At 62.0% G+C, this 23948-nt stretch carries 16 protein-coding genes, 1 pseudogene and 1 riboswitch; of the genes and pseudogenes, 13 read left to right on the top strand and 4 right to left on the bottom strand.

The genetic code is table 11. From position 1 onward, the window contains the following. Positions 1-14 precede the first annotated feature (14 nt). Positions 15-1262 (top strand): ABC transporter substrate-binding protein, encoded by a 1248-nt coding sequence (locus tag BN1130_RS20395; RefSeq protein ID WP_052448277.1) that lies wholly within the window; start codon positions 15-17, stop codon positions 1260-1262. A gap of 109 nt (positions 1263-1371) precedes the next feature. After that, positions 1372-2826, top strand: coding sequence for a glucose-specific PTS transporter subunit IIBC (ptsG, locus tag BN1130_RS20390; protein WP_042044267.1), 1455 nt, complete (start codon positions 1372-1374; stop codon positions 2824-2826). Between the two features lie 170 nt (positions 2827-2996). Here ptsG and BN1130_RS20385 read toward each other — a convergent pair whose 3' ends face one another. From BN1130_RS20385 to BN1130_RS20375, 3 genes and pseudogenes are all read right to left on the bottom strand, one after another. After that, entirely contained in the window at positions 2997-3335 is a 339-nt protein-coding gene (locus BN1130_RS20385; RefSeq protein ID WP_042044266.1) for a DUF1294 domain-containing protein, read from the bottom strand. Then, entirely contained in the window at positions 3332-3922 is a 591-nt protein-coding gene (locus BN1130_RS20380) for a sugar O-acetyltransferase (protein ID WP_042044265.1), read from the bottom strand. The genes BN1130_RS20385 and BN1130_RS20380 overlap by 4 nt, the downstream gene beginning before the upstream one ends. Before the next feature lie 79 nt (positions 3923-4001). Further along, positions 4002-5320 (bottom strand): annotated as a pseudogene (locus BN1130_RS20375) (MgtC/SapB family protein). 229 nt (positions 5321-5549) lie between these two features. Here BN1130_RS20375 and BN1130_RS20370 point away from each other — a divergent pair. The 6 genes from BN1130_RS20370 (at position 5550) to cbl (ending at position 11722) form a co-directional block, all read left to right on the top strand. After that, complete coding sequence (locus BN1130_RS20370) at positions 5550-6551, top strand: sulfate ABC transporter substrate-binding protein (protein ID WP_042044264.1); 1002 nt, start codon at positions 5550-5552, stop codon at positions 6549-6551. A 55-nt stretch (positions 6552-6606) separates the two neighbouring features. Further along, positions 6607-7143, top strand: coding sequence for an RBBP9/YdeN family alpha/beta hydrolase (locus BN1130_RS20365; RefSeq protein ID WP_042044263.1), 537 nt, complete (start codon positions 6607-6609; stop codon positions 7141-7143). A gap of 285 nt (positions 7144-7428) precedes the next feature. Then, on the top strand, positions 7429-8268 hold the full coding sequence (cysT, locus tag BN1130_RS20360; protein WP_042044262.1) for a sulfate ABC transporter permease subunit CysT: 840 nt from the start codon (positions 7429-7431) through the stop codon (positions 8266-8268). A gap of 41 nt (positions 8269-8309) precedes the next feature. Then, positions 8310-9164, top strand: a complete 855-nt coding sequence (gene cysW, locus BN1130_RS20355; protein WP_370736624.1) for a sulfate ABC transporter permease subunit CysW — start codon at positions 8310-8312, stop codon at positions 9162-9164. Between the two features lie 9 nt (positions 9165-9173). Further along, a complete protein-coding gene (locus BN1130_RS20350) occupies positions 9174-10238 on the top strand; it encodes a sulfate/molybdate ABC transporter ATP-binding protein (protein ID WP_042044260.1) in 1065 nt (354 codons plus the stop codon). A gap of 536 nt (positions 10239-10774) precedes the next feature. Further along, complete coding sequence (gene cbl, locus BN1130_RS20345; protein ID WP_042044418.1) at positions 10775-11722, top strand: HTH-type transcriptional regulator Cbl; 948 nt, start codon at positions 10775-10777, stop codon at positions 11720-11722. A gap of 81 nt (positions 11723-11803) precedes the next feature. Here cbl and gbpA read toward each other — a convergent pair whose 3' ends face one another. Beyond that, entirely contained in the window at positions 11804-13225 is a 1422-nt protein-coding gene (gene gbpA / locus BN1130_RS20340; RefSeq protein WP_042044258.1) for an N-acetylglucosamine-binding protein GbpA, read from the bottom strand. Between the two features lie 58 nt (positions 13226-13283). Continuing rightward, positions 13284-13367: riboswitch (cyclic di-GMP riboswitch) on the bottom strand. Between the two features lie 301 nt (positions 13368-13668). Between gbpA and BN1130_RS20335 the strand changes: the two genes are divergently transcribed. From BN1130_RS20335 to BN1130_RS20315, 5 genes are all read left to right on the top strand, one after another. Further along, complete coding sequence (locus BN1130_RS20335; protein WP_042044257.1) at positions 13669-15528, top strand: M3 family metallopeptidase; 1860 nt, start codon at positions 13669-13671, stop codon at positions 15526-15528. A gap of 710 nt (positions 15529-16238) precedes the next feature. Then, complete coding sequence (wecB, locus tag BN1130_RS20330; RefSeq protein ID WP_042044256.1) at positions 16239-17321, top strand: non-hydrolyzing UDP-N-acetylglucosamine 2-epimerase; 1083 nt, start codon at positions 16239-16241, stop codon at positions 17319-17321. A 2-nt stretch (positions 17322-17323) separates the two neighbouring features. Beyond that, on the top strand, positions 17324-19570 hold the full coding sequence (nfrB, locus tag BN1130_RS20325; protein ID WP_232302087.1) for a cyclic di-3',5'-guanylate-activated glycosyltransferase NfrB: 2247 nt from the start codon (positions 17324-17326) through the stop codon (positions 19568-19570). Then, positions 19570-22533 carry an NfrA family protein gene (locus tag BN1130_RS20320; protein ID WP_042044255.1) on the top strand — a complete coding sequence of 988 codons (2964 nt, stop codon included), beginning with the start codon at positions 19570-19572 and terminating at the stop codon, positions 22531-22533. The genes nfrB and BN1130_RS20320 overlap by 1 nt, the downstream gene beginning before the upstream one ends. Continuing rightward, the gene (locus tag BN1130_RS20315; protein ID WP_084218276.1) at positions 22533-23420 is read left to right on the top strand and encodes a DUF4434 domain-containing protein; all 888 of its coding nucleotides are present in this window, start codon (positions 22533-22535) and stop codon (positions 23418-23420) included. Before BN1130_RS20320 ends, BN1130_RS20315 begins: the two co-directional genes overlap by 1 nt. Positions 23421-23948: the final 528 nt, after the last annotated feature.

The following is a 23948-nucleotide window of genomic DNA, read 5'->3' as shown; positions in this document are numbered from 1 at the left end:
ACTGGAGCTCAACCTTGACTAATTCCCTGCGGGCCCTGGCCTGGTTGCTGGCCCTGCCGCTCCATGACGCCCTGGCCGGCGAGGTGGAGATGTTGCACTGGTGGACTTCCCCGGGGGAGCAGGCTGCCTTCGCCGTGGTGACGACCCAGTTGCAAGGGGCCGGAGTGGAGCTCAAGAATGCCGCCATCCTTGGCGGCGGAGGCAACAGCGCCATGGATGTGCTGCAGGCCAGAGCCATCGCGGGCAATCCCCCGGCCCTGGCCCAGCTTGAGGGGCAGGCCATCGCCTCCTGGACCCTGCTCGGTTTCATCCAGCCCCAGGATGAGGTGGCAGTCGAACAGCACTGGGATCAGCAACTGCTGGGGGTCGCTCCCCAAGTAAACAAGATAAAGGGCCACTACATGGGGATACCGGTCAACGTGCATCGCCTCAACTGGATGTGGGTCAACCGCGCCCTGCTGGCCCGGCTCGACATTGCGCCGCCCACCGACTGGCCCGGCTTTCTCGATGCGCTGCGGGCCCTCAAGGCCAAGGGCATCAAACCGCTGGCGCTCGGCAACGACCCCTGGCAGGTGGCCCTGCTGTTCGAGAGCCTGGCGCTGGGGATGGGGGGCAAGGAGTATTACCAGAAGGCCTTCGTCGAGCTGGACCCGGTGGCGCTCGGCAGTGATACCAGTCGCCAGATCCTGGACCGCTTTCGCGAGTTGAGCGAGCTGGTGTTGCCGACCCTGAGCCAGCAGAGCTGGGATCAGGCCACCGCCGATCTTGCCGAGGGCAAGGCCGCCTTCCAGTTGATGGGGGACTGGGTTCTGGGAGATCTGCTGGCCCGAGGTGTGGCCGTGCCCGAGCAGATCCAGTGCCTGCCGGCACCTGGCACCCAGGGGCTCTATGTCTACAACATGGACAGCTTCGTGATGTTCAACGCCAACCTGCCCAAAGACCATCTCGGGATTGCCAGGGCGCTGGCCAGCCCGGATTTCCAGCTCGCCTTCAACCGCGCCAAGGGCTCGATCCCGGTGCGCCGGGATCTCTCCTTGGCCGATTTCAATCCCTGTGCCCAGTTGTCGCGCATCGACTACGACAGGGCCGAGGCCGCCGGCAATCTGATGCCGAGCGTGGCGGATTCCATGGCGTTGCATCCCCTCTATCAGAAGGCGGTCGAGAGCGAGCTCTATCGCTTCTTCAATCAGCCCGATCTCGACAGGGAGGGGGTGATCCGCCGCCTCGGCGCCGTGGCACGCACGGCCTCCGCCAAGGGGTGAACATGTCGGCTTTGTAACCGTTTCATTACAATCCGATAGCCTATTGATACTCGCGGGCCGCGCCGACCCGGTAACATCTTCCGGACAACCATCAAAAAGGAATTGAGCCATGTCCGGATCGTTTTTCTCCCAGGCGCAGCGGGTCGGCCGCAGTCTGATGCTACCCGTGGCGACCCTGCCCGCCGCCGGCCTGATGCTGGGCATAGGCAACTTTGGTGCCCAGGGGCACCTCTTCCTGCCGGAGTCCTTCTGGAGCGTGCTGATGGTGTCGGGGGACTGGATCTTCGGCAACATGCCGCTGCTGTTTCTGATCGGCATCGCCATCGGCCTTGCCCGCAACAATGACGGCACGGCCGCCCTGGCCGCCGTGGTGGGCTTCATCACCATGAACGCGGCCCTCGGCAAGACGGTGGTGTTGCGCGGCCTTGAGACCAACACAGAGGTGATGAGCATTCCCACCCTCAACATGGGGATCCTCGGCAGCATCTTGATGGGATCCCTGGCGGCCTATTTCTTCAACCGCTTCCACACCTTGAAGCTGCCCGAATACCTGGGCTTCTTCGCCGGCAAGCGCTTCGTGCCCATCATTACCGGCTTTAGCGGCATCTTCCTCGGGGTCATGCTTGGCTTCATCTGGCCCGTGGTTGGCTCCGCCATCTTCGAGTTCACCGCCTACCTGGGCACCTTGAACAAATCGATCACCTTCGGCATCTATGGTCTGGTCGAGCGCGCCCTGATCCCGACCGGTTTGCACCACATCTGGAACGCCTTCTTCTTCAACGAGCTGGGCAGCTGGACCAACCCGCAGACCGGGGAAGTGGTAACGGGGGAGCTGGTGCGCTTCTTCAAGGGGGATCCCAATGCCGGTGGTCTGGCCGGTGGCTACATGTACTCCATGTGGGCCCTGCCTGCCGCGGCCCTGGCCATCTATAGCTGCGCCAAGCCCGAGAAACGCAAGCTGGTGGGCGGCCTGATGCTGTCGGCGGCCTTCACCTCCTGGCTGACCGGGATCACCGAGCCGGTGGAGTTCGCCTTCCTGTTCGTGGCGCCGATGCTCTATGTGGTTCACACCCTGCTGACCGGGGTCGCCTTCGCACTGACCAACTACCTGGGCATAGTGCACAGCACCGACTTTGCCCATGGCGCACTGCAGTTCTTCCTCTACCTGAATCTGCCCCAGACCCACAACACCTGGTGGTTCCTGATCATCGGGCCGCTCTGGGCGCTGCTCTACTTCTTCCTGTTCCGCTTCTTCATCCTGAAGTTCAACCTCAAGACCCCGGGGCGGGAGAGCCAGCCGCTGCAGGCGGTGGACATCAAGGAGCAAGACGAGTTGGCGCTGGATCTGGTCGAGGCCATGGGGGGGGCGGCAAACATAGAGCACCTGGATGCCTGCATCACCCGGCTAAGGGTCACTCTGCATGACATCAAGCTGGCCGATATTGCCCGCATCAAGGCCCTTGGCGCCATCGACGTACTGGTGGTGGGCAACAACCTGCAGGCCATCTTCGGCACCCGATCCGACAACATCAAGACCGAGATGTCGGCGGCGCTGGCGGTGTAAGCGCCTCAGGATCAGAGTGATGTACGCCGGGGCCAGTGTGCTCGTCGCTCAGGCCATCTCAAGGCCGGGATGGCGGGGATTGGCGGTGTGATCCGCCCCATGGAAAGGTCTGAAAAAAAGAGAGGGCCCCACCGCTGGTGGGGCCCTCTCTTTTTGGTGCAAGTGATGGGTCAGGCTAGCCAGAAGGGGCGGCTGAGCCAGAGCCCGAGCAAGAACAACTGGCCCCAGACGATGGCCCAGAATCGGAGGCGGTAGCTCCCCTTCTGGGTCTTGTGGCGCAGCCAGTGGCGGGCCACCAGGGCGCCGGGCCAGCCGCCGAGCAGCTCCAGCAGGTGCAGGCGGGATTCCGGGATGCGCCAGCCGCCGCGCACCGCCTGGCGCTTGTCCCAGGCGTAGGCGGCCAGGGTCAGCAGGCTCATCAGCACTATCAGGCCAAGGGGCCACCAGAGGCCGCTCTGCACGCCAAGCCAGCTGGCCCAGCCAAGCGGGATCAGGGCCAGCCCCATCATGACAGCAGCGCCGGATCCCGGGGCTCGTCCTGGCTCAGGGTGCGGATCACCCGGGCCGGGTTGCCCACCGCCAAGGAGTCCGCCGGTATGTCCCGGGTCACCACGGCGCCTGCGCCTATGATGGAGCGCGGCCCTATGGTGACGCCGGGGCAGATGATGGCGCCGCCGCCAATCCAGCAGTCATCGCCGATGCGCACCGGCTTGTTGTAGGCGGTCCAGTTGCGGCGCTCCAGATAGTCCATGCTGTGGGTGGCGGTGTAAATCTGCACGTTGGGGGCCAGCAGCACATGGCTGCCGATGTGCACCTCGCCCACGTCCAGTATGGTGACGTTGAAGTTGAAGAAGGTCTTCTCCCCCAGATGGATGTTGCGGCCAAATTCGCAGATGAAGGGGGAGCTTATCCAGCAGGAGTCGGGGCAGTGGCCGAACAGCTCGGCGCACAGGCTCTGGCGCCCCTGGTGATCCCCCGCCGGTGTGGCGTTGAGTCTCGCCAGCAGCGCCTGGCCGCGAATGCGGTCGTTTGCTATCTCCTCGCTCTGGCTGTTCAGGGCGCCTCCCGCCAGTACCTTGTCCCAGTCGCTTGCCATGCTCACCTCCTCTCATGTGCCAAGAGGCGCCAGTATACGTGACGGGCAGGGCTGCGTCAGGGGATCCCTGATGACCAGGTCAGCCCAGCCAGAGCAGGGGCAGGATCAGCAGCGCCGAGACCAGGTAGGGCAGCATGACCCGCAGCCCCAGCCGGCGCCCCCCTATCACCAGGGCCAGCAGCCCCTTCACCAGGGAGTTGATTAGGCCGGCCAGCAGAATGGCCCGGGCCGCCACCTCCAGGGCCAGCTCCTTGTGGGAGAGCTGGGAGAGAGACAAGGTGATGGCGTCCACGTCGGTGATGCCGGAGACCAGCGCCAGCAGATAGACCCCGGAGTTGCCCACCTTGCTCTGCAGCAATGTCGCCATGAAGCCGATCAGCGCCAGCAGCAGGCCGAACTTGATGGCGGTCGCGAGATCCAGCGGATTGCTGGTCTCGGGCTGCACCGGGTTGTCGCTCATCTCCTCGCGCTGGCGCCAGAACCAGAAGGCGAAGGCGTAGACGGTGGCCGCCAGCAGCAGCAGGGGGAGGGCGAGGCGCAGCGCCAGCTCGTTGTGAATGAGCAGCACCAGCACCAGCAGTCGCAGCCACATGGTGGCACCGGCCAGCAGTATGCCGGTGGCCAGCAGCCGCTCCAGCCCGGGCTGCTCCTTGTTGAGGCGGGCAAACTGCAGGGTGAGGGCGGTGGAGGAGGCGAGCCCCGCCAACATGCTGGTCAGCACCAGGCCGGCGCGGGTGCCGAGCAGGCGCACCGCGAAGTGGCCCGAGAAGGAGATGCCGGCGATCACCACCACCATCAGCCAGATCTTGAAGGGGTTGAAGGCGTTGAGGGGGCCCATCTCGACGTCGGGCAGCACCGGCAGCAGCACCAGGGATATGAGCAGGAAGCGCAGGGTGGCGTGAAATTCCGTCTCGCTCAGAAACAGCATGCCCTGCTAGATCTGGCCCTTGAGCCCCATCAAGAGTGCCGCCAGCACGGCGCAGGCCACCGCCTCGCGCGGGCTCTGCAGCACAGACATCAGCCCCAGCAGGTAGGTGAGCACCATGGCCACCGAGCTGGTGAGGCCAAACTCCCCCTGCCAGCGCTGGGCCAGCCAGACCGAGAGGCCGCAGCCAGCCACCACAGTCAGCAGGCCGAGCAGGGCCAACCAGGCTCCCAGGGTTGGCAGCAGCCAGCCACCACAGTCAGCAGGCCGAGCAGGGCCAACCAGGCTCCCAGGGTTGGCAGCAGCAGGGCGCAGACGCCGCCGAGCAGGCCGATGAGACCATAGGTTCGCATCCCGGCGATGCGCTGGTTGTCCCCCAGCTGGCGCACCTGCCAGCCCCGCTCCAGTCCTATGATGAGCCCTATGGCCAGTGACACCAGAGCGCCGTAGACGGGTTCCGCCTCGATCCACATGGGGTTCTCCTCCTGATCGTCTGACCCTCATGGCCGCTTGTGCCATCGCCCTGTGCTGAGGATGGCACAAGCTGATGCCGGGGCCTGGGCGCTGTCTCACAGAGTCCGGAGAGAGGGCGAGGGAGCGGACTTGATATGAGTAAATGAGATAAGCAAAGCGTAATTTCTTGGTTCTTGGCATAACAAATCATGGGCATGCTGAATGCATCCCAGATAAAGGAGTATCGCCATGACATTAACCAAGACCGCCTTCACCCTCTTCTCTTTGCTGACCCTGAGTCAGGCCCAGGCCGCCGAGATCCGGCTGCTCAACGTCTCCTACGATCCGACCCGGGAGCTGTTCCATGAGTACAACGCCGCCTTCGCCAAGCAGTGGCTGGCCAAGACCGGGGACCAGGTGGTGGTGAGCCAGTCTCATGGCGGATCCGGCAAGCAGGCTCGCGCCGTGACGGAGGGGCTGGAGGCCGATGTGGTCTCCCTGGCCCTGGCCTACGACGTCAATGCCATTGCCAAGGAGGGGTTGATTGCCACCGACTGGCAGAGTCGGCTCGCCAATAACGCCGCGCCTTACACCTCCACCATCGTCTTCTTGGTGCGCAAGGGCAATCCCAAGCAGATCAAGGACTGGGACGATCTGGTTCGCCCCGATGTCGGCATAGTGACCCCCAATCCCAAGACCTCGGGTGGCGCGCGCTGGAACTACCTCGCCGCCTGGGGTTATGCCCTGAAGAGCACGGGGAGCGAGGAGGGGGCCAAGCAGTTCGTCGGCGAGCTGTTCAAGAACGTCAAGGTGCTCGATTCCGGTGCCCGGGGCGCCACCACCAGCTTCACGGAGCGGGGGCTGGGGGATGTGCTGCTCGCCTGGGAGAACGAGGCGCTGCTGGTGCTGGATCAGCCCGGTAACGGCGACAAGTTCGAGCTGGTAGTGCCGTCGGTCTCCATCCTGGCCGAACCGCCGGTGGCCGTGGTCGACAAGGTCGCCAGGAAACATGGCACTGAGGCGGTGGCCAAGGCGTATCTCGAGTACCTCTATTCCGACGAAGGGCAGCGCCTCATCGCCAAGTATCACTACCGCCCAAGCCAGCCGAAGGTTCAGCAGGAGACGGCGGCCCAGTTCCCCCAGTTGACCCTGTTCACCGTCAAGGAGCTGGAAGGGGATTGGGAGAAGGCGCAGAAGAGACACTTTGCCCAGGGCGGGCTGTTCGACCAGATCTACCAGCCGGGCCGCTGAGCAGCAGCCGCTGGTGCCTTGATACCCTGGGGCGAGCAAGCAGAGGAGCGACATGATGAACAAGATCCTACTGGTTCCCGGCCTGCACGACAGCGGCCCGGATCACTGGCAGAGCCGCTGGCATCACGACTTTCCCCACTGGCAACGCATGGTGGGGCTGCCCTGGGATAAACCGGATCTGACGGTGTGGAGTGCCAAGCTGGCGGGCAAGCTCAGGAGTCGGCGCGGCAAGGCCCATCTGGTGGCTCACTCCTTCGGCGCCCTGGCGGCTATCCGCGCCAGCCAGTTGCAACCGGACAAGGTCGCCTCGCTCTTCCTGGTCGCGCCCGCCGATCCCGCCCGCTTCGGGATTGCAGATGAGTTGCTGGCCGGGCCCCTCGGGGTCTGCGCCCAGCTGGTAGCGAGCCGCAGCGACCCCTGGATGAGCTTCGAGCGAGCAAAATATTGGCGTCAACAGTGGCAGCTTCCCCTCCATGATGCCGGTGAGGCGGGTCATCTCAATGCCCAATCCGGGCATGGGGAGTGGGCTTGCGGTCTGCAACTGCTCGGCGAGCTCTATCGCCGGGCCGAGCTGGTCGCCGACACGGTTTGAGAGCCGGGATCCCCCCTTTTGAAGGGCGTTGATCATGGTGGTGGTCGTTGCTATCGGCAGAGGAGAGATAAAGCGGTGGGCATGGATAGCCCGCTGGCAGGCGATTTTTGATAGTGCTTGGCAAGCTCCTTTCTGACCCGCATCTGGACGATGCGGGTCTTTTTTATGGACGGGGGTCGCTTAGCCAAAAAAGTGCTTAGCAAAGCCGTTATTGGCAGTTTGTTGTGGGGTCTGGAGTGCGCAGAATCGTCTTATCGAAAGCGACTTATAACAAACGGACTCGTTATGCGTTTTAGTTCTTACTCCGTCCTGCCCGGTCTGGGCACCACCCTGGGGTTCAGCCTGCTCTATCTGGGCCTACTGGTCCTCTTGCCCATCGCCGCGCTGCTGCTGTTTGCGGTCAACCATATGAGCGCCGCTGAGTTCTGGCAGGTGATCAGTTCCCCCCGGGTGCTCGCCTCCTTCAGATTGAGCTTCGTTGCCGCCTTGGTCGCGGCCCTGCTCAACACGCTCTTTGGCCTGATCCTGGCCTGGGTACTGGTGCGCTACCGCTTCCCGGGTCGCCGTCTGGTGGATGCCCTGATCGACCTGCCCTTCGCCATGCCGACGGCCGTCTCCGGCATCGCCCTGTGCGCCATCTTCGCGCCCAACGGCTGGATAGGCCAGCTCCTGGCCCCCCTCGATATCACCCTCGCCTACAACCCGGCCGGGGTGGTGATAGCCCTGACCTTCATTGGCCTGCCCTTCGTGGTGCGCACCTTGCAACCCGTGCTGCGCGAGGCCGAAGCAGAGCAGGAGGAGGCCGCGGCCAGTCTGGGGGCCGACCGCTGGCAGACCTTCCTGCGGGTGCTGCTGCCGACCCTGGTCCCGGCGCTGATCACCGGTTTTGCCCTGGCTTTTGCCCGTGGGGTCGGCGAATACGGCTCCGTCATCTTCATCGCCGGCAACCTGCCCATGGTCTCCGAGATAGCCCCCTTGATGATCATGAGTCACCTGGAGGAGTACGACTATGCAGGGGCCAGCGCCATCGCCCTGGTCATGCTGCTCATCTCTTTCGTCATGCTGTTGCTGATTAACCAGCTGCAAGCCTGGAGCTGGGCCCGCATAGGAGGAAGTCGAGCATGAACTCATCCGCCATCGCAGTGAATGCGGCCACCCATGCCCCCATGGTCGCCGACCCGTCCCAGTCACCCACCCGGGATCCGCGCTGGGTCAAGTGGCTGCTCATAAGCCTGGGACTGGGCTGGTTCAGCGTCCTGCTGCTGTTGCCCCTGGCCACCATCTTTATCCAGGCGCTGCGCCCGGGGTTGGCCTTCTTCTGGCAGGCGATCAGTGATCCCGACGCCTTGAGCGCCTTGGGCCTCACCGCGCTGGTGACCCTGTGCTCGGTGCCGCTCAATGTGCTGTTCGGCCTGGCTGCGGCCTGGGCCATCGCACGCTTTCGCTTCCCGGGGCGCCAGTGGCTCATCACCCTCATCGACTTGCCCTTCTCGGTGTCGCCGGTGATAGCGGGCCTGATGCTGGTGCTGCTGTTTGGCAGCCGGGGCTGGTTTGGCGACTGGCTGAGCGAACATGACATCAAGGTCATCTTCGCCACCCCCGGCATCATATTGGCGACCACCTTCATCACTGTGCCCTTCGTGGTGCGCGAGCTGTTGCCGCAGATGGAGGCGCGAGGCCCGGAAGAGGAGGAAGCCGCCATCATGCTGGGGGCAAGCGGCCTGCAGATGTTCTGGCGCGTCACCCTGCCGGGTATTCGCTGGAGCCTGATGTATGGCGTCCTGCTCTGTACCGCCCGGGCCGTGGGGGAGTTTGGCGCCGTCTCAGTGGTCTCGGGCCACATTCGCGGCCAGACCAACACCCTGCCGCTCCATATCGAGATCCTCTACAACGAGTATCAGACCGGTGCCGCCTTCGCGGTGGCCAGCCTGCTCGCCCTGTTTGGCATCTTCACCCTGGTGGGGGAAACCCTGCTGAACCGGCTGCGTAGCCGGACTCCATCATCCCATAGCACGTCGTAAGAGGCCGTCATGAGCATACAGGTGCAACAGTTAACCAAGAGCTTCAACCAATATGCGGCGCTCAGTGACATCAACCTCGACTTCAAGGATGGTGAACTGGTGGCGCTGCTCGGCCCCTCCGGCTGTGGCAAGACCACCTTGCTGCGCATCATCGCCGGCTTGGAGCAGGCGGATTCGGGCCGCATAGTGATCCGGGGCGAGGACGCAGGCGCCCTCCATGTGCGTGAGCGCAATGTGGGTTTTGTGTTCCAGCACTACGCCCTGTTCCGTCACATGACGGTGTTCGAGAACGTCGCCTTCGGCCTGCGGGTGAAACCCAGAAGCGAGCGTCCCGGCGAGCCGGTGATCCGCGCCCGGGTCAGGGAGTTGCTGGATCTGGTGCAGCTCAGCCATGTGGCGGATAGGCACCCGACTCAGCTCTCCGGCGGTCAGCGCCAACGGGTTGCCCTGGCGCGGGCCCTGGCGGTACAACCCAAGGTATTGCTGCTCGACGAGCCCTTCGGCGCCCTCGATGCCCAGGTGCGCAAGGAGTTGCGCCGCTGGCTGCGGGAGTTGCACAACGAGTTGCACGTCACCAGCCTGTTCGTCACCCACGATCAGGAGGAGGCGCTGGAAGTGGCGGATCGGGTGGTGCTGATGAATGCCGGCAAGGTGGAGCAGATAGGTACCCCGTCCGAGGTCTATGACAAGCCGGCCAGCGCCTTCGTACACAGTTTCCTCGGCAGCGTGAATCTGTTTCATGGCCGGGTGGCGGCTCAGGGGTTTGGGGTCGGCGAGCAGTTGCTTGCCGGTGGCCGTGCCGATCTCAGTCAGGGCAGTGCGGCCATCGCCTATGTGCGTCCCCACGAATTGGAACTGCATCCCCTCGAAACCCAGGGAGGGGTGGAGGCCACCATCAGCCGGTTGCTGCCGATGGGGCCGCGCATCCGAGTCGAACTGCGTGGCGGCGGGGAGACAAATGGGGCACTATTCGAAGCCGAGTTGAGCCGTGCCGAGGCCAGCCACTTCAGTGCCGGTCAGCGAGTTCGGTTAGTGGCCAGACAGGCCCAGCTCTACCCGGATTATCAGATCTGAGGGCGCTGACAACGAGTTACGAATGGGGCGCTGTTTCGCAGCCGAATTGAGCCGTGCCGAGGCCAGCCACTTCAGCGCCGGGCAGACGGTGCGGCTGGTGGCCAGACAGGCCCAGCTCTACCCGGATTATCAGGTCTGAGGGGGCTGACAACGCGTCACGAATGGGGCGCTGTTTCGAAGCCGAATTGAGCCGTGCCGAGGCCAGCCACTTCAGCGCCGGGCAGACGGTGCGGTTGGTGGCAAGACAGGCCCAGCTCTACCCGGATTATCAGATCTGACCTTGGCATCGCAAATGGGGCGCTGTTTCGAATCGAAGCCGAATTGAGCCGTGCCGAGGCCAGCCACTTCAGCGCCGGGCAGACGGTGCGGCTGGTGGCCAGACAGGCCCAGCTCTACCCGGATTATCAGATCTGAGGGCGCGATGACTGACCCCTGAATGTGGCGTCCCTCCAGGTTGGGCAAGGCAAACACAAACATGGGAACCGTAACGGTTTCATCACGGATAAGGGGCAACCCTTGGCATGGAGGAGGCGAGGGTGAATTTTCAGCAGTTACGGATCATCAGGGAGGCGGCCCGGCGCGACTACAACCTGACCGAGGTGGCGAACGCCCTGTTCACCTCTCAGTCCGGGGTCAGTCGCCATATCCGCGAGCTGGAGGAGGAACTCGGCATCGCCCTGTTCGTGCGCTACGGCAAGCGGTTGCTTGGCATGACGGAGCCGGGCAAGGAGCTATTGGTGATCGCCGAGCGCATCCTCAATGATGCGGGCAATATCCGCAAGCTGGCCAGCGCCTTCGCCAACCGCGAGTCGGGGCGGCTGCTGGTGGCGACCACCCATACTCAGGCGCGTTACGCCCTGCCCAAGGTGGTAAAGGCGTTCCGTGAGCGCTTCCCCGAGGTGCAGCTGGAGCTGCGTCAGGGGGGGCCGGAGGAGATAGTGCGGCTGTTGCAAACCGGTGAAGTGGATATCGGCATCAGCAGCGAGCAGCTCGATCGCAGCGAAGGGGTGGTGGCTTTTCCTTATTACCGCTGGCATCACAACATAGTGGTACCAAGGGGGCACCCCCTCAGCGAGGAGGCCGAGCTGAGTCTGGGGGCCCTGGCCCAGTGGCCCATCATCACCTATCAGGCGGGTTTGACCGGACGGGCCAGGGTCGATGAGGCCTTTGCCGCTGCGGGGATCTCGCCCCAGATCCTGTTGACCGCCCAGGATTCGGATGTCATCAAGACCTATGTGGAGTTGGAGATGGGGGTGGGTATCCTGGCGGACATGGCGTTCGATCCTCAGCGCGATCTGGGGCTCCACCAGCTCGACGGCAGCCGGTTGTTCGCCCCTCACACCGCCTGGATTGGCCTCAAGCAGGGGCAGTTCCAACACAACTTCGCCTGGCAGTTCATCCAGCTCTGCAACCCCGAGCTGGCGCTGGCCGACATCCAGGCCCGGGCGCTCCATGGTGAGCCGCTCATCGATTATCAGATCTGAGCACTCAGGCTATCGGTGGCGCCAGTCACCTGATGAAGAAGGGGAGCCATGGCTCCCCTTCTTCATACTCGTATCAGGCCATCACTGCACCAGCAACCAGGCCTCCTGCCAATGGCTGCCTACCCCAGGCTCATAGTGAGTGGCGTTGCTGCTCCACTGGCTGCACCAACCTTCGGCGGGGAAGGGTTTGCATTGGTAAATCTTGCCATCTTTGGGCTGCAGCACCTTGACCCCACCCTTGTAAGAGGAGAGAGAGGCCGGGAAAACATACTGGTAGTCGCCACTGACAGGATCCTGAAGCATCAGGTCATGGGTCTGTTGCAACAGGGCGCCGCCTCCTTTGGGGGTGCCTGCGAGCACCAGCTGGTGATGACCGGCGCTGAGGCCGGTCAGGGCCAGGCTCAGGCTCTGGCTGGCGTCCTTGATGTCGGTCTTGACCTGACCCTTGGCGGCGCCGCCATGGTCATAGAGGGTGGCCGTTACACTCAAGTCCCCCTGCACTGCCAGGGTGAAGTCGAGCTTGAGGTTGCCGCCATCGAGCGGGTAGCTATCGGCGAGACCACTCACCACCAGGCTGTCGGCCACGGGGGCAGGTTGCTGCTCAAGCTGGATCTCGACCCGGGCCAGGCCACTGCCTGCCTTCAGGTAGACGGGGTTCTGGCCATAGACGGGGTTGAAGCTGTCACCGCTACCCGGTTGGCCGGCACGGATCTCGCTCTGCTCGGCGTTTATCTTGCTGGCCAGCGCCTGGGCCCAGTTATTTTTGAGCCCCTGCTCGTCACTGGCGACGGTGAGCACAGTCTGCAACTCGGGGCGCTCGCCGTTGGCATCGAACACCCGGGTCATGGCTCTGTCTCCGGCCTTGAGATCCACCGAGGGGTAGATGGTACCGCTCTGGCTCCAGGCCAGCGGCGGCAGCTCGCCATCCTGGAAGCGGGCATCGATCAGGTTGTAGAAGCTATTGGGGGTATCCCCCACCTCCCAGACCCCCAAGATCAGCTGATAGCCGGTGCGAGCTGGCAGGGTACAGCTGTGGGTCATCTGCTTGGGGGGTTGTACCATGCCGCCGTCAATGACACAGAAGGGGGTCAGATCGAAGCTACTGCGGCTGATGGGCTGATTGGGATCCCAATCTTGCCTGGTGAGGTAGTAGCGCCAGTTGCGGGTGACGTGGTTGGCGGTAAAGGTCCAGCTGATATCGATGGCACCGGCACTCACTGTGCGCTTGGTCCAGCGATCGCTGGTCTGGGCATTCAACTCGGCGAACTGGGCATGGCCAGCCGAGGCTATGTCGCCATCGGCGGGCCCGCCGTTCGGGAAGCCGGACGGCGCTTCCAGGCTCTGGGGTTCCCACTGGATGGCGCCGCAGCCTATGTTGCCTCCGTTCTTGCAAAGGGTGTTGCGGGCTTCCGGGCTGCTGATGTAGCCGTGGGCAAGGGCGCCACCACTGGCCAACAGGGCGGTGATGACGGCAAGACGATGAAGTGGTTGATTCACTGCCATAGATTCCTTGTGTTGAGTCTGTCTGGGCAGTCAGCTTGGCGGGGAGCCCCCGAACACCTGCTGCAACCCCGCTATCCCGTGCTTGATCCCGGGACCGGAGGCTTTGCGTCCTGGCCTTTCGACCGGTTTGCCAAATGACTGTGTCTGGGTGTCGGTTTCACTCGACGACTTATCATGGCTAATTTTGAACAAAAAATTAACATTAATTTCAAAAAAGGGACTGAACTGAGCTGCCAGCCACCTTTTTGCGACAACGGGTGGCTTGCCAGCGGCAGAAGAGTTGCTGGCCAGAGCCGCGCATGGTGTGACATCACAGTCACTGTTCAGAGGTGATGGTGGGCGCTGACAGAGGGGTTGGCTTCTGCTAGCGTGGAGCTGCGCATCCCAGCGCACATAGCAACGGGGTCAACCTGGATTGGCCCTATAACAACAAGAGGGAACTTATGAATTCCATTGCCAGGAATTACTTCAACCGGTTGAATCAGGACTATCTGGCGCTGCACAGGCGCAAGGAGGATCTGTTCTGGTCGACTTATATGGGCACCAGCGATGATCAGGCGGGCTTCACCGCAGCCGAGCAGGCCTACAAGGGGTTCTGTGCCAATCCGGCCCGGTTGCCCGAGCTCAGGGAGATGCTGGGCCAGGCCGAGGAGGCGAGTCTCAAGCGAGGCTTGTCGGGGTGGCTCGCCTTCTTCGAGTGCAACGTCATCGAGGATCCGGCCGCCGCTGCCCTGATGGACGAGCTGGTGGCCGCGGAGGCCGCGCTCTTTGCCCGTCGCAAGGAGCTCAAACTCGAGCTGCTGGATGAGCAGGGTCGGACAGTTCCCGGCAGCTTGCCCGCCGCCAGCGCCTCCCTGGTCGCGAGCCCGATCGAGGCGGTGCGAGCCAGCGCCGTAGCACTCTTCCATACCCTGGAGCAGTGGGCCCTGGACTCGGGCTTCCTGGAGATCGTTCAATTGCGCAATCGCTTTGCCCGCACCATGGGTTATCGCGACTATTTCGAATACAAGGTGCGCAAGAACGAGCAGATGAGCCCAGAGCAGCTGTTCGTCATTCTGGATGACTTCATCGCCCGCACCGAGGCGCGTACCCGCCAGAGCTTGGTCGAGCTTGAACAGGCCAAGGGGGAGGCCGCGCTGCTGCCCCATAATCTGCGCTTCTCGGTCAGTGGTGACGTGACCCGTCAGCTCGATCCCTATGTGCCCTTCTCCCGCGCCTTGCAAGACTGGGTGCAGAGCTTCCGCCGTCTCGGCATTCAATACCGAGATGCGGTGCTGACCCTGGATCTGCTGGACAGACCCGGCAAGTACGAGAATGGTTTTTGCCATGGTCCGGTGCCGAGCTTCTGGCAGGAGGGGCAATGGGTGCCCGCCGTGGTCAACTTCACCAGCCTGGCCAACCCGGGTCAGGTCGGCAGCGGCTGGAGCGGGCTCAACACCCTGTTCCACGAAGGCGGCCATGCGGCTCATTTTGCCAACGTGACCGGCAATGCCCCCTGTTTCTCCCAGGAGTTCCCGCCCACGTCCATGGCGTATGCCGAGACTCAGTCCATGTTCTGCGACAGCCTGCTCGAGGATGCGGACTGGCTGAAACGCTATGCCAAGGATGAGCAAGGCCGTGCCATCCCGGATGCGCTGATTGAGGAGATGATTGCGGCGCGCCAGCCGTTTCGGGCCTTCAACGAGCGTCATATAGCCCTGGTCGCCTATTTCGAGCGGGATCTCTATGCCATGAAGGATGAGGCGCGCAGCCCGGAGGCCGTGTTGGCCCTGGCTCGCCAATGGGAGCGGCAGATCCTGGGGGTCGAGAGTCCCCGTCCCTTGCTCGCCATTCCCCATCTGCTCAATCAGGAGTCGGCCTGTGCCTATCATGGTTATCTGCTGGCGCTGATGGCGGTGGAGCAGACTCGCAGTTATTTCCTCAAACGCGACGGTTATCTGACCGACAATCCGCGTATAGGCCCGGATCTCGCCGCTCACTACTGGGGACCGGGTAATGGCATGAGCCATGATCAGACCTTGCAGAGCCTGACCGGCGAGGGCTTTAGCGCCAGACCCCTGGCCGATGCCTGCAATCTGGATGTGGCCCAGGCCTGGCAGCAGGCTCAGGCTTGCATGGCCGCGGCCCGCGAGCGGCAACCGGCCGGAGAAGGCGCCCCCCTCAATGCCCATATTCGTGTGGTGCATGGGGACAAACTGGTGGCGGATAACAGCCAGTCCGAAACCCGGATGCTGACCGATTTTGCTGCCTGGATCCGTGGCCGGGAAGCCGAGAGTCAGAGTGCCGTGGCCGACTCGGCTTGATAGGGTCAACCCGTCTCACCTTAGGTGATCGCGAAACCGCTAAAAGAGCCCCAAAAGGGGCTCTTTTTATGGAAGCTATCATGAGAAGTTGGGGTCATTTGGGCTATTTTTATCCAGGCTTACCTGGCCTGAGTCAGTCCCGGTTCAGTTTCCACAGGTAAACTGAATTTTCACAATTGCTTCTCATTGAACAAAACAGGACGTTTGTGATGGCAGGTATTGGGCGATAGCTAAAAATTAGAATTAAATTCGCAATTAAACAAAACGTGTATTTTATATTTCGTTTGTTGGATTTCTTACATTTTAAATGTAGATTTTTTCTGTTCAGGATCAGAGCATATTAACGCCACCCTCGGTGTGAACCGGGCTCGGAAAGTCACAGATCTCCCTCTCGAGATGGCTGGGCTGCCTGTGACGAGGGTTCGACGATCTGCCGCTATATCTCGTTCCATATCCATTCATGATGATGGCCGACTCCGCAAGGGTCGTGCGAACAGGGTGCTGTTGTAGAGACAAGTACCCGCCTGACTCATGGCATCTGGATATCTATCGGGCGAGCATCCGTCGGATGAGTAAGCCCCATTGACTTGCTTGACCCTCCCTAGAGACTTGTAATCTATTGATATTATCCGGCAGTGAGTACGAACCAATGACATGTTGGTCGTCTAGACTCCTGCTGTGATGTCAGTCTATGAACGGAGTTCGTTGCGATGAAAAAGATCATGATGGTATCGGGTACTCGCCCGGAAATAATCAAGATGGCCCCCCTCTATCATGGGCTCAAGCAGGCACCCTGGGCCGATGTGCGCTGGGTTCACACCGGCCAGCACGACAGCATGGCGACTCAGCTCCTCGATTGCTTTGATATCACGCCGGATTGGAGCTTGACCCGCCAGGGGGCCAGCCTGTTCGAATTCAGCCAGGGCTGCCGTGGTCAGCTTGAGGCCCTGATGGCGCAAGCGCAATGGGACATGGTGATAGTACAAGGGGATACCGAGAGCGCCTTCCTCGGCGCCTTGACCGGTTTCTACCATCAGGTTCCCGTGGCCCACGTGGAGGCGGGACTGCGCACCTACCGCCTCGACAGGCCTTTCCCCGAAGAGGGGCTACGTCAGATGATTGGCCGCATCGCGAGTCTGCACCTGGCTCCGACCGAGGGGGCCAGCGCCTGCCTGTTGGCCGAGCAAGTACCGGCAGAGCGGGTACATGTGACCGGCAACACCGTCATCGATGCCCAGCTGTGGGCCGCAGAGCGTCATGGCCTGAACCGGCACAAACCTCAGCCCGGCCATCTGCTGGTCACGGTGCACAGGCGAGAAAACTGGGGTGATGAAGTGGCCGGGATTTGCCGTGCCATCGCGCGTCTCGCCCAAGCCAATCCCGAGATGCAAGTGCTCTTCCCCGTGCATCTCAATCCCGTCATCAAGCAGGTGGTCTATCCCCTGCTCGGGCACTTGCCCAATGTCACCCTGACCGAGCCGCTCGATTACCTGGCCATGCAGCAGGCCATTGCCGATGCCTGGCTGGTGATGACGGATTCTGGCGGCCTGCAGGAAGAGGCGCCCACCTTCGGGGTCCCCTTGCTGGTATTGCGCGAAGAGACCGAGCGGCCCGAGGCCGTGGCGTCGGGTTATGCCGAGCTGATGGGCACGGACGAGGAGCGGATCGTCAAGCGGGTGACCGAGTTGTGGCAGGCCGGGGATTTTGCCCCCCGTGCCATGGCGAATCCGTTTGGGGATGGTCAGGCCTGTGCACGTATCGTCGCCATCATGGCTGACGCCTTGCTGGGGTAATGATGATGCCGGAATTTTGGTTGGTTGATGGTTTTGCCACCTATCTCTATGGTCTGAAACTGATCGCCATAGTGGTGGCTGTCGCCATGTTGATAAGCGGGGTGGATGATCTCTTCATCGACATCATCTACTGGCTGCGCACCAGCTGGCGCCGCTTGACTGTCTATCGTCGCCACGATCGGCTGGAGTATCAGGCACTCTACGAGCGGGAGGAGCAGCCGCTGGCCATCATGGTGCCTGCCTGGCACGAAACCGGCGTCATCGGCCAGATGGCTGAGCTGGCCGCGACGCGCTTTGATTACGAAAACTACCAGATTTTCGTCGGCACCTATCCCAATGATCCCGATACCCAGAAGGACGTGGATGAGGTCTGTGCCCGCTTCCCCAACGTGCACAAGGTGGTCTGTGCTCGTCCCGGCCCGACCAGCAAGGCGGATTGCCTCAACAATGTGCTCGATGCCATCTTCCAGTTTGAGCGCAAGGCCAACCTGTCGTTTGCCGGTTTTATCCTGCACGATGCCGAGGATGTCATCTCCGACATGGAGTTGCGGCTGTTCAATTATCTGGTGGAGCGCAAGGATCTGATCCAGATCCCCGTCTACCCCTTCGAGCGTCCCTGGTACAACTTCACCAGCCTCCACTATCTGGACGAGTTCGCGGAACTGCACAGCAAGGATGTGCCGGTGCGTGAGGCCGTCTCGGGGCAGGTGCCGAGTGCCGGGGTCGGCACCTGCTTTAGCCGCCGCGCCATCATAGCCCTGCTGGAAGATGGTGACGGTATCGCCTTCGATGTGCAGAGCCTGACCGAAGATTATGACATCGGCTTTCGCCTCAAGGAGAAGGGAATGGAGGAGGTGTTCGTCCGCTTCCCGGTGATCCGGGAAGCCAGGAGCACCCCGAATCAGCGGTGGCGATTCGGGATGCACGAGCGGGACACCAATGTCATCTGCGTGCGCGAATATTTTCCCGATACCTTCCAGACGGCGGTGCGCCAAAAGTCTCGCTGGATCATCGGCATCGTCTATCAGGGGTTCAAAACCCACAAGTGGAGCAGCAACTGGCGGCTCAACTACTTCCTGTGGCGGGATCGCAAGGGGGCGCTGACCAACTTCCTCAGCTTCTCCGCCAGCCTGATCCTGCTGCAGCTGCTGGCGCTGATCCTGTATCAGTGGCTGGCGCCCGATCCCTACTATTTCCTCTCGATCTTCGAGGGCGACAGCTGGCTGGTGACCCTGCTCTGGATCAATATGTTCCTGATGCTGAATCGCATGTTGCAGCGCCTCATCTTTGTGACCCGCTACTACGGATTGATGCAGGGGCTGATGTCCTTACCCCGGCTGTTTTGGGGCAACATCATCAACTTCATGGCGAACTGGCGTGCCCTCTCCCAGATCATCGCCCAGGGGGACCCACGCCGGGTCGCCTGGGACAAGACCACCCATGATTTCCCAAGCCTGGGAGAAGAGAACCGCGCCCGTCGTCCCCTGGGTCAGATACTGGTGAGCCAGGGAGTCTTGAGCCAGGTCCAGCTGGAACAGGCGCTGTTGAACCGCGAACCCGGCCTGCGTCTGGGCAGCAGCTTGGTACACCAGGGTTGGATAGACAGCGAGCAGCTGGCTGCCGGGGTGGCCGAGCAGAGCGGGGTGGCCTGGGAGCATGTGGATGCCTATGCCCTGCCCAAAAGCCTGCTGCAGAAGGTCTCCCCCAACGTTGCGGTGCACTACAGTGTCTTGCCGCTGCGTATCGAGCACGGTGTCTTGATCCTCGCCTGCGAGACCTATCTCGACCCGGTTTCCCTCGGCGCCCTGTCCCGCAAGCTCAAGTCTCCGGTTTCCTATGTGATCGCCTGCAAGGGTGAGGTGACGGTGGGGCTGCGGCGCTGGTACGTGCGTGGCCAGCGTCAGGATCCTAAGCGGTTGCTGCAAAAAGTGCTGGCCGATGGCTTGCTTGACGACGCTCAGCTTGGCGAGATCTGGACCCGCTATCTGGCGAGCCAGGTCATGCTGCCCGAGATCCTTATCTCCCTCGGTCACATCGACGAGGCTGCGCTGCGCTCCCTGTTGCTGCGGCATGAGCGCAGTGAGGCCACCCTGGCCCATTTCCTGGTCGAACAAGAGGTGATCAGCGAGCCGGTGTTGAGCCAGGCTCAGGCCTTGCAACAGGTGTATCAGCACGATCTGGCTGAGCTGCTGCGAGAGGCTGGCATCGACGATCAGTTACTGTGTCACTACCAGAAGGAAGTTGTCTGATGCGCCCTGTTGTCTTTGCCTTATGTGGCATCTTGCTGGGTCAGGGGGCCTTGGCGGCCCAGGTCGACTACGATCTGGGGCCCGATGTCAGCAGCTATCAGCGCTTCGTGCTCTATCCCCATCTGCAGAAGGGCTTCTCTGCCCTGGAGCGGGGCCATCGTGAGCGTGCTATCGCCGAGTTCGAGCAAGCCCGCAAGCTGCAGCCCAAGAATCCCGTGATTGCCCTCTACCTGGCGCGAGCCTACGAAAAATTTGGTCAGGATAAACAAGCCGCGGCAGTGATAGCGCAGCAGCTGGCCATCACCCCGCAAGATAGCGAGTTGCTCGCCTTCGCCGAGGGGTTGCAGCGCAAGGATCCACTGGATCCGGCCTGTGGCCTGCTCGAATGCAAGGTGGCCCGTGCCGAGCGATCCTTGCTCGGCGATGACTTGAACGGATTGGCGGCTGCGCTGCAAGAGGCGGAACTGGCCAACAGTCCCCAGGGGTTGAGTCTGCGTCATGACTTGTTGCAACGCGCCTTGGGGGAGCAAGAGTGGCCTCTGGCCGCAGAGCAGTTTGCCTGGCTCGATCGGGCAGGCAAGCTGGGTCAGGGTGAGCAGAAGCAGTGGGTCACCATGCTGCTGACCGAGGGGAAGGTAGAGCAGGCCGTCGCCCTGCGTCGCCGGCTGCCCATGCAGGATGGCGAACTCGACCTTGCCATCGCCCTGGCCCTTGGCAAGGGGGGCAATAAAGAGGCGCTGACCCATTATCAGCAGGCCCGCACGCCGAATTTTGCGCGTGCAGCCCAGGAGCGTGAATGGCTGCAGTTGGCCGCCAATAACGGCACCCTCAAGAGCGATCAGACTCTGCAATTTACTGAAAATCAGGATTTTTATATCGGCTTGATGCTGCCGGTCCTGCGACGTGAGGGGCGTTGGCAGGAGATGGAACATCTGCTCGCCAAGTCGCCAGGGCAAGCCAGCGCCGAACTTGGGTTTGAGCTGGCCCTGCATCAGCGGCAGTGGGATAAATTGGCGCGAGATGGGCGCAAACTGGTGCGTGAGGCGCGCCAGCCCATGGCCGCCCTGGAGCGGGTGAGCTACCAGCTGCAACAGCGGGGTCAACTGGCGGCGAGTCGTGCCCTGCTCATCGATTACTGGCCCTATAGGGGCGCCAGCCAGGCCGGGCGAGAGACCCTGATCAGGCGTCTGACCCTGCTGCAGGGGCAGGCTGGGGCGCCTGCACTGCCCGCACGCCTGTCTGACCCACTGCCGACCCCGGCCTTGCGCAGCCTGCAAGCGACTCTGCTCGCCCAGTCGGGTCAGTGCGATGGGGTGGTGCGGGTGCTGGGGGATCTCAGCGCTGATTATGATGCCGACAGCTGGCGTGCCCTCGGTAGTTGTTATCGCCAGAGTAAACCAGGGCTGGCCGAATATGCCTTCGCCCGGGCGGCCAGCTTCGGTTTGCCCCAGGACAGGCGTCAGCTTGCCTATCAAGCCTATGAAAACCGCCATGTTGATGCGGCGCTGCAGGCTTGGCAGCAAGTGACACTGGCCCGGGATGAGCAGGAGCAGATGGCCGCGATTCGCTCGGCGCTGGAGGCAGGGGATCTGCCTCAGGCACGGCAATGGCTGAACCAGTACCAGCAGGCTGGTTTGCCCCAGGATGCCGATTACTGGCGCGCCCTGGCCCGTACCCAGCAAGATGAGCAAGCCATTGCCAGCCTGGGTCGGGCCATCGCCCTGGCGCCCGCGGCGCAAGACTATGCCGAGCTGGCCCAACATCAGCAGCAGCTCGGCCACAGGCCCCAGGCCCGTGATGCGTTGCGGGCGGCCAATCGACTCGAACCAGACAACAGGGAATACCAGCTCGCCTATGGCTATGCCTTGCTCAACAACGATGAGCGGCAGGCAGCCAGTGACTGGCTGGAGCCGCTCTACCGGCCCGGAGACACCGAACTTGCCGAGCAGCTGACCTACATCAACCAGTCGCTGGCTCATAACCAGAAGGCGCGGGACTATGCGGCCAAGGCGATCGACGGCGAGCAATCGGCGCAACTGCGGTATGACCTGAGGCGGTTGCACGAGGATCTGGGCCGGCGCTGGACCATGAGTTTCGATGCCTGGACGGGGAACGGTCAGGGTACGGTGAGCGGCATTGGCGCCAACAGCGTGGCCCAGAGTTATGCCCAGACCGAGGTGGAGTACCGGCTCGGCGAGGAGCCCATTCGCAATGGCAAGATTCTCTCCGTCTATGGCCGTCTCTATGGCAGCAGCCAGAGTCAGCGGCTCTACCACCCCGATGAGGATGGCGGGGAGAATGTTACCTATGTAGAGGAGAGCAATAGTAATCCGCTCGACTTCCGGGATCCCACTCTGGGGGTGGGGCTGCGCTGGAAGCCGCTGGGTGACCAGACCCTCTTCCTGGCGGCCGAAGAGTTGCTGCCGCTCAACCGCAGCCAGGGGGGCGAGCATGACACCCTGCTCCGGGCCAGTGCCTCCTTCCTCAACGAGGGTCAATACAGCGACGAATGGCATCTGGGGGAGAGCGGCTGGTGGGCCCAGAATCTCTATCTGGATGGGGCCCGCTATCTGCGCTCACAACAGACCAGTCTGGTGGCCGACTACCGGCTCAGCTATCACCACAAGATCCGTTGGGGGGATACCATCGAGCCTTACGCTCACCTGCAAGGGCGCCTGTATTGGAATGACAAGAGTCCCGACAAGGATTATGTCAAAGATGACGATGGCAGTATCCAGGAGTTCTCCTCGGGCTCTGATGACTACAAGCTGCTGATGGGCGGGGTTGGTGTGCGCTGGAATCACTGGTTTGGGGAGACGACATATGACGCCTGGCCCCACAAGCTGAGTCTGGGGCTCGAGTACCAACGGCGGTTGAAGAGTGATCAAGACCTGAAAGAGTTAGAGACCGGCGAGGAGTATGACAAGGGCACCCTGATGATGACCATGGGAGTGAGGTGGTAATGAGGCAATTGATAAAGGGTATGACGCTGCTCCTGATGTGGATGGTGCTGCCAGCCCAGGCCAGCCAGGGCATTTTCTATCAACCCCAGCTGCGGGATGCCGCTCTGAGCGAAGCCCGTTGGGATCAGATAGTGGCCAAGGTGAAACAGCATGGCTTCGATACCCTGGTGGTGCAGTGGACCCGCTATGGTGATGCCTTCGAGCAGCCTGAACAGAGCGACTGGTTGGCGGCCCGGCTACAGCGTGCCCAGGCAGCAGGTTTAACTCTGATCCTGGGGCTCTACTCGGACCCTGAGTTCTTCCAACGTCAGGATCAGAGTGGCGGTCTGCTCACGGGTTATCTCGGGCAGCAGGAGAGCCGCAATCTGGCCCTGGCCAAGGTGTGGCAAGAGCGCCTTGGCAAGGATCGCATCGCCGGCTGGTATCTGCCGGCCGAGTTGGATGATCTCAATTGGCGCGACCCCCAGCGCCAGCAGTTGCTGGCTCAGCATCTGGCTCGCTCGGTCAAGGGGTTGCGCGAACTAAGCACAGCCCCCGTTTATATCAGCAGCTTCTTTACGGGCAAGATGAGTCCGCAAGCTTATCGGGAACTGCTGACTCGCCTGGCAGACCAGGGGGTGGATCTGATGGTGCAGGATGGCAGTGGTACCGGGGTCTTGAGCCCCGCAGAGCGAGGGCTCTACCTGAGTGCCCTCGAACCCTGTGAGGGGCGAGTGGCGGGTCTGGTTCATGAGCTGTTTGTCCAGCAAGGTGAGAGCGGTACCTTTCAGGCCGAGCCTTTGCCTGAACAACAGCAACGGGCACTCTGGGCGGCCCCCACTCGCTGCGGCAGCCAGCGCTGGTTCTTCTCATTGCGCTACCTGCCCGGCCTTGATGACATGCGCTGACATCGGCATTGCGACTATTCCTGTCGCAATGCTTTTACTGTAAGTTGTTAATTGTTATAACAAACTATTTGTTCAATGGGATGCATTTTGAGAGGGCAACTCCAATATCCCCAGTCATGGCACTGTATTGTGGCGAGGGGCAATTTCTTCATCCTGAAAATAAACCCCCTCTCTCTATCCGGGGTCATGGCAGGGAGATTGCCCCGTCCCATTGACTAATTCCCAGCCAGACTCAAAATCGGCCACCTCGCCACCCCCGATGTGAATCGGGTTCGGAAAGCTTCAGATCTCTTGTCCTCGAGATGGCTGAGCCGCACATGAAAATGGCGTCAGCTCTCAACCCTTCCAGTGCGTCCGCCTGTTTCATGCTATCTGTCGAGAACGTTGACAATCCTGCCGATGCTGCACCGGCCAGGGTAATACCCATACCAGCGGTATTGCCCTGGCCTTGATGGTGACAGCCAACAGGTCGTTCCGTTTATTGACTTGGTCTCTAATATGCCAGCGAATGGAAAGAGGGTATTTCCC

Source organism: Aeromonas rivuli (genome assembly GCF_000820045.1).
Taxonomy (GTDB): domain Bacteria; phylum Pseudomonadota; class Gammaproteobacteria; order Enterobacterales; family Aeromonadaceae; genus Aeromonas; species Aeromonas rivuli.
The sequence above is the reverse complement of the archived record's forward strand: the minus strand, read 5'-3'. Positions and strand labels throughout refer to the sequence as shown.